The sequence below is a fragment of the Bradyrhizobium sp. genome, assembly GCF_035484855.1.
In the GTDB taxonomy this organism is placed as follows: domain Bacteria; phylum Pseudomonadota; class Alphaproteobacteria; order Rhizobiales; family Xanthobacteraceae; genus Bradyrhizobium.
This window is the reverse complement of sequence record NZ_DATHOP010000012.1, coordinates 1-5,028: the sequence shown is the minus strand read 5'-3', so window position 1 is coordinate 5,028 and position 5,028 is coordinate 1. Positions and strand designations below refer to the sequence as shown.

General features: G+C 65.8%; 7 protein-coding genes. 6 read left to right on the top strand and 1 reads right to left on the bottom strand.

The window, feature by feature from the left end; all coding sequences use genetic code 11:
* Both VK804_RS00920 and VK804_RS00915 read left to right on the top strand, forming a co-directional pair.
* A partial coding sequence (locus VK804_RS00920; RefSeq protein ID WP_325366829.1) for a glutamate--tRNA ligase family protein occupies positions 1-327 on the top strand: 327 nt, incomplete at its 5' end.
* Positions 328-428: 101 nt separating this feature from the next.
* Positions 429-1,685, top strand: coding sequence for an ATP-binding protein (locus tag VK804_RS00915; RefSeq protein ID WP_325366827.1), 1,257 nt, complete (start codon positions 429-431; stop codon positions 1,683-1,685).
* Here VK804_RS00915 and VK804_RS00910 read toward each other — a convergent pair.
* A complete protein-coding gene (locus VK804_RS00910) occupies positions 1,612-2,505 on the bottom strand; it encodes a YihY/virulence factor BrkB family protein (RefSeq protein ID WP_325366825.1) in 894 nt (297 codons plus the stop codon). The two genes, VK804_RS00915 and VK804_RS00910, sit on opposite strands and share 74 nt — an antisense overlap.
* Before the next feature lie 147 nt (positions 2,506-2,652).
* Here VK804_RS00910 and VK804_RS00905 point away from each other — a divergent pair, with 147 nt between their 5' ends.
* The 4 genes from VK804_RS00905 to VK804_RS00890 all read left to right on the top strand — a co-directional run.
* Positions 2,653-2,847: a twin transmembrane helix small protein gene (locus tag VK804_RS00905; RefSeq protein WP_325366823.1), complete on the top strand. Its 195-nt coding sequence runs from the start codon at positions 2,653-2,655 to the stop codon at positions 2,845-2,847.
* A 13-nt stretch (positions 2,848-2,860) separates the two neighbouring features.
* Positions 2,861-3,433 carry a cob(I)yrinic acid a,c-diamide adenosyltransferase gene (locus VK804_RS00900; RefSeq protein ID WP_325366821.1) on the top strand — a complete coding sequence of 191 codons (573 nt, stop codon included), beginning with the start codon at positions 2,861-2,863 and terminating at the stop codon, positions 3,431-3,433.
* Between the two features lie 112 nt (positions 3,434-3,545).
* Positions 3,546-4,295, top strand: a complete 750-nt coding sequence (locus VK804_RS00895) for an electron transfer flavoprotein subunit beta/FixA family protein (RefSeq protein ID WP_325366819.1) — start codon at positions 3,546-3,548, stop codon at positions 4,293-4,295.
* Positions 4,295-5,028, top strand: a 734-nt coding sequence (locus VK804_RS00890; RefSeq protein ID WP_325366817.1) for an electron transfer flavoprotein subunit alpha/FixB family protein, incomplete at its 3' end; no start/stop codon positions are given. The genes VK804_RS00895 and VK804_RS00890, both read left to right, overlap by 1 nt.

Here is a 5,028-nt window from a genome sequence, read left to right as displayed (position 1 = left end):
GAGATCGAAGCGCGGCCGCAGGCCTGGGGCGATGTCATCCTGGCGCGCAAGGAGACGCCGACCAGCTACCATTTGTCTGTTGTCATCGACGACGCCTTGCAGGGCATCACCGAGGTGGTGCGCGGCGAAGACCTGTTCTGGTCGACCAGCGTGCATCGGCTGCTGCAGGCGCTGCTCGGCCTGCGAGCGCCGCTCTACCGGCATCACCGGCTGGTGCTGGATACCACCGGGGCAAAGCTTTCGAAATCGACCGGGGCCACCGGCTTGCGAGAGCTGCGTGCTACCGGCGCCATGCCGGTCGACATCCGCCGTCTGGTCGGGCTCTGATCGTCAATTTGGCTGAAGGGAACAGCAAGTGGAAAAATCCTCATCAGCGTGACTCCCGGTGGCATGCCATGGCATGCTGGCCCGGCCGGGTCGGGGGAATCATGGCGTCTAGACCGCGCACAAAGCGCACCGCGCCGCCGCCGAAACGGCGGTCGCCGAAAAAGCGCGCTTCGAGCGCCACCGCGGCCAAAGCCAGGGTGGCGAAGCGTGCTGTCGCAATGGCTGCTCCCGGCATGGTCGAAGCGGCGCTCGCCGCCTTTGCGCACGAGGTGCGCACGCCGTTGACCGGCATCCTGGCGATCAGCGATCTCCTGGCGACGTCCGATCTCGACGAGCGCGAGCGGCGCTGGGTCGACACCATCAAGGCCGGCGCCGAACATCTGGCGAGCCTTGCGACCCTGTTCGTCGATGCCGCGAAAAGCGGCCACGCCGCTTTCGGGGTTCGTCAGGACCTGTTCGATCTGCGCGCGCTGGCGCGCAACGCCGGCGATTCGCTGGCTGGCCGGGCGGCGGCGAAAGGCCTGCAATGGCGCGTCGAACTTTCGGACAAACTCCCCGCGCTGGTGGTCGGCGACCCCGTGCGATTGCGTGCTGCGCTTGAAAACCTGATCGACAATGCGGTGAAATTCACCGAGACGGGCGAGGTCGCGTTGTCGGTCGAGCCGATGCGCGTTGCCAAAGGCAAGGTCGGTATCGCCTTTGCGGTTTCCGACAGCGGCATCGGGCTTGCGCTCGCCGAGATCAGGCGCCTGTTCCGCCCGTTCTCGCAGGCCAATGTCTCGATCGCCTCGCGCTTCGGCGGCGCCGGACTCGGGCTGTCGTCGGTCAAGCAGATCGCGCGCGCGATGGGCGGCGACATCGTGGTGGCGCCACGGCGCGGCGGCGGCACGACCTTCACGCTGACGGTGATCCTGACCCGCGCCAAGGCTTCCGCGGCGGAAAGTCGTGATACCGACGGCATTACGGCAGGCGAGGTGCGGGGCCTGCGCATTCTCGGCGTCGAGGACAATCCGTTCGGCCGCGTCGTGCTCAATACCATCCTCACCGAACTCGGTCATAGCGCGGAATTCATCGGGCGGGGCGAAGCCGCCACCGAGCGGATCGCGGAAAGCGCGTTCGACGCGGTCCTGATGGACATGGTGCTCCCGGGCATCGACGGCATCGAGGCCATCCGGCGGATCAGGAGCCTCGATTCGCCGCACGGGCGTATCGCCATCATCGGGGTGTCCGGCCGCGGCGACGACGAGGCGGCCTCGCGCGCCGCCGGCGCCGACGCCTTCCTGGTCAAGCCTGTGTCCCCGCGGGCTTTAGCGACTGCGCTGCTTGAAGCGACACGCCGTGCGGCAGCTGCGACTTGATGATGGCGGCGTTCAGCTCGCCGCCATAGACGAAGATCGCGGCGATGAAATACAGGAACACCAGCGCGATGATGACCGAGGCAAGGCCGGCATACATCGAGACGTAGTTGTTGGCGAAGCGCGCCAGGTAGGCGCCGAACACGACGCCCGACACCAGCGACGCCACGAAGGTGAAGACGATGCCGGGCAGGATCTGCAGAAAGCTGCGGCGGCCCGCCGGCAGCCAGGCATGCAGGATGAACAGCGCGACGATCAGCGCGGTAATGGTGACGCCATAGCGAGAGACGTTGAGAAATTGTTCGTTGGTCTGGACCACCAGCGGAATATGGCGCCGTACCGCCTCGATGATCAGCGGGCCGAGCACGATCAGGAACGCCATCGCCAGCGCCGTGACGGCGGCGACCAGCGTGTAGCCGATCGATTCCAGCCGCAGCCAGTACCAGCGCCGCGGCTCGGCCACGGCATAGGCGCGGTTGAGCGCCACCCGCAGCGCCTCCACGCCGTTCGAGGCAAAGTAGACCGCGAGCAGCGCGCCGATGGTCAGCGCATCGCCGCGCGTCGTGGTCAGCACATCGTGGATCTCGCCCGACAGCGAATCGGCGACCTGTTTCGGCCAGACCTGCAGCATCAGTCCCGCGGCCTGGTCGGCGAGTTCCTTCGACCCGAAAAAACCGGCCAGCGACGTCAGCACGATCAGGAACGGAAACAGCGCCATCAGCGTCGACAGCGCGATGTGGCTGGCGATCGCCCAGCCGTCATCGGCGAGAAACGTGTAGAACGCGTCCAGGCCGACATGAAAGATGTAGCGAAGCTGCCTCACGTTCCACCTTGGCCTGCCGGATGCCGGGTCGAGTCGCTGAATGCCCCAAGCTTCTGACAATATCGGACCAAAAGCCAGATCATAGCACCCCGCCGCCGTCCGGCGCGGGCGATGGCGGACCGCCTTGCGGGGTGGTATGTAGCGCCGATGGCATCATTCCTGAGCACGATCATCCTTCCCGTCGCGGTTGCCGCCGTCGCCTTTGTACTGCTCCTGGGCCTCATCAATATGATGCGGGGCGGCTCGCCGAACCGTTCGCAGAAACTGATGCGGCTAAGGGTGCTGCTGCAATTCGTCGCGATCGTCATCACCGTCCTCGCGGTCTGGGCGATGGGGCATTGAGAGGGAACAGACCATGGTCGTCCTCAACCGCATCTACACGAAGACCGGCGATGACGGCACCACCGCGCTCGGCAGCGGCGAACGCCGGCCGAAATACGACCTGCGGATCGCGGCCTTTGGAACCGTCGACGAGACCAACGCCGCGATCGGCATCGTCCGGCTGCATCTCGGCCAGGCGCCCGAGCTCGATCACATGCTGGGTCTGATCCAGAACGATCTGTTCGACCTCGGCGCCGACCTCGCGGTTCCGCAAGCCGCGGGCAAGGCGGAGCGGTTGCGGGTGGTGTCGAGCCAGGTCGAGCGGCTGGAGCGCGACATCGACAGCCTGAACGCACATTTGGCGCCCCTGACCTCGTTCGTGCTCCCCGGCGGCACGCCGGCCGCCGCCTACCTGCATCTGGCGCGCACCATTTGCCGCAGGGCGGAACGGATCGTGGTGGAACTCGCGGCCAACCCCGATGAACCGGTCGGCGCCGCCGCAATCCAGTATTTGAACCGGCTGTCGGACTTGCTGTTCGTCGCCAGCCGCTCCGTCAACGACAACGGCCAGGGCGACGTGCTCTGGGTGCCCGGCCAGAACCGTTGACGCGCGGGTTTGGGCGCGATTTTTGGCCCTCGCGCGTTGACCGGGGTTGGCCGGACCTTTAGGTTCCGCGCCCAAGCCGATCAATAGGCAAAATGCGAGCGAAAGAGGATCGATGAAGGTTCTGGTGCCGGTCAAGCGGGTGGTCGATTACAACGTCAAGGTCCGCGTCAAGAGCGACGGATCGGGCGTTGAACTCGCCAACGTCAAGATGTCGATGAATCCGTTCGATGAAATCGCCGTCGAGGAAGCCCTGCGGCTGCGGGAGGCCGGCAAGGCGACCGAGGTGGTGGTGATATCGATCGGCCCGGCCCAGGCCGCCGAGACCATCCGGACGGGACTGGCCATGGGCGCCGACCGCGGCATCCTGGTCAAGGCCGAGGGCAATGTCGAACCTTTGGCGGTGGCGAAGATCCTCAAAGCCATCGCCGACGAGGAGAAGCCCGGCCTGATCATTCTCGGCAAGCAGGCGATCGATGACGACTCAAACCAGACCGGCCAGATGCTGGCGGCGCTGCTCGGATGGTCGCAGGCGACCTTTGCCTCCAAGCTCGAAGTCGACGGCACCGATTTCAAGGTCACGCGCGAAGTCGACGGCGGCCTGCAGACCGTGAAACTCAAGGGGCCGGCGATCGTAACGACGGATCTGCGGCTGAACGAGCCGCGCTACGCTTCGCTGCCCAACATCATGAAGGCGAAGAAGAAGCCGATTGCGGACAAGAGCGCCTCCGACTACGGCGTCGACCTCACCGCGCATCTGGAAATCCTGAAAACCTCCGAACCGCCGGGACGCAAGGGCGGCGTCAAGGTAAAGGACGTCAGCGAACTGGTGTCGAAACTCAAGAACGAAGCCGGGGTTCTCTGATGACCACGCTGTTGATGGCCGAACACGAAGGCGCGACCCTGAAGGACTCCACCAACAAGGCGCTGACGGCGGCAAGCCAACTCGGCGCCGAGATCCATGTGCTGGTCGCCGGCAGCGGCGAAGGCACCAGGGCCGCCGCCGAGGCCGCATCCAAGCTCAAGGGAGTGACCAAGGTGCTGGTGGCCGAAGGCGAGCCCTATGCCCACGACCTTGCCGAGCCGCTCGCCGCGCTGATCGTGGCGCTGGCGCCCTCCTATGACGCCTTCGTCGCGCCCGCGACCTCGCGCTTCAAGAACGTGATGCCGCGTGTCGCGGCGCTACTCGACGTCATGCAGGTGTCCGAAATCATCAAGGTGATTTCGCCCGACACCTTCGAGCGACCGATCTATGCCGGCAACGCAATCCAGACCGTGAAATCGAAGGACGCCAAGAAAGTCATCACGGTGCGGACCTCGACCTTCCAGGCGACCGGCGACGGCGGCAGCGCGCCGATCGAGAATGCTGCTTCCGCCGCCGATCCCGGCCTGTCGAGCTTCGTCGGCGAGGAAGTCGCCAAAAGCGATCGCCCCGAACTGACCTCGGCCAAGATCATCGTCTCCGGCGGCCGCGCCATGCAGAGCCGCGAGAATTTCGCCAAATATATCGAGCCGCTGGCCGACAAGCTGGGCGCCGGCGTCGGCGCCTCGCGCGCCGCGGTCGATGCCGGCTATGCGCCGAACGACTGGCAGGTCGG

Coding starts and splice junctions, on each gene's coding strand:
- VK804_RS00915 (WP_325366827.1), top strand. CDS start 429: ATGGCGTCTAGACCGCGCACAAAGCGCACCGCGCCGCCGCCGAAACGG.
- VK804_RS00905 (WP_325366823.1), top strand. CDS start 2,653: ATGGCATCATTCCTGAGCACGATCATCCTTCCCGTCGCGGTTGCCGCC.
- VK804_RS00900 (WP_325366821.1), top strand. CDS start 2,861: ATGGTCGTCCTCAACCGCATCTACACGAAGACCGGCGATGACGGCACC.
- VK804_RS00895 (WP_325366819.1), top strand. CDS start 3,546: ATGAAGGTTCTGGTGCCGGTCAAGCGGGTGGTCGATTACAACGTCAAG.